The following is a 937-nucleotide window of genomic DNA, read 5'->3' as shown; positions in this document are numbered from 1 at the left end:
CGGCTAGCTGTGCGCGCTGATGGCGTAGGTCGGCCAGCGGCGCGATCAAGGGCTGGGATCGCCGCAACCAGTTCTACTTCCAGATGCTGTCGAACCTGGCGGCGTTCTATGAATTCGACATCGACATTCCGTTCGAGCAATTGCCGGAAAAATCCCAGCAAGTGATCCTGTACGGTTCCGGCCGCCAGACTATTCCGTTCACCTATGTGAACGAACGCGGCCGCACCGTCATACGCGAGCACACCTTCGAAGGCGTGGTCACCAATTTGCAGCGCCGCTATCGCGAAACCGATTCGATGGCGGTCAAGGAAGAACTGGCCAAGTTCATCAACGAGAAGCAGTGCCCGTCCTGCCATGGCGCGCGCCTGCGGGTGGAAGCGCGTTTCGTCAAGATCGGCGCCGGTCGCCAGCAGCGCGCGATTTATGAAGTCGCCGCGACGCCGCTGCGCGAGACCTTGTCGTTCTTCGAGAACCTGAAACTGACCGGCGCCAAGAAAGAAATCGCCGATCGCATCATCAAGGAAATCATCTCGCGCCTGAAATTCCTCAATAACGTCGGCCTCGATTATCTGTCGCTGGAGCGCAGCGCCGACACGCTGTCCGGCGGCGAAGCGCAGCGCATCCGCCTGGCCTCGCAGATCGGCTCCGGCCTGACCGGCGTCATGTACGTGCTGGACGAGCCGTCGATCGGCCTGCATCAGCGCGACAACGATCGCCTGATCGGCACGCTCAAGCATCTGCGCGACATCGGCAACAGCGTGCTGGTGGTGGAACACGACGAAGACGCCATCCGCACCGCCGATTACGTGGTCGACATGGGTCTTGGCGCCGGCGTGCATGGCGGCGATATCATCGCCCAGGGCACGTTGGAAGACATCCTCAAGAGCAAGAAATCGCTGACTGCAAAATACCTCAACGGCTCGCTGGAAATCAGCGT

Annotated in this window: 1 pseudogene; it reads left to right on the top strand. The window is 60.6% G+C overall.

What is annotated here, in order from left to right:
• Positions 1-32 precede the first annotated feature (32 nt).
• Positions 33-937 (top strand): annotated as a pseudogene (locus HLUSI_RS28570) (excinuclease ABC subunit UvrA); the annotation flags it as partial.

The organism is Herbaspirillum lusitanum P6-12, from assembly GCF_000256565.1.
Taxonomy (GTDB): Bacteria; Pseudomonadota; Gammaproteobacteria; order Burkholderiales; family Burkholderiaceae_D; genus Herbaspirillum; species Herbaspirillum lusitanum.
Note: the sequence above shows the minus strand (reverse complement) of the source record. Positions and strands in the feature narration are given on the sequence as shown.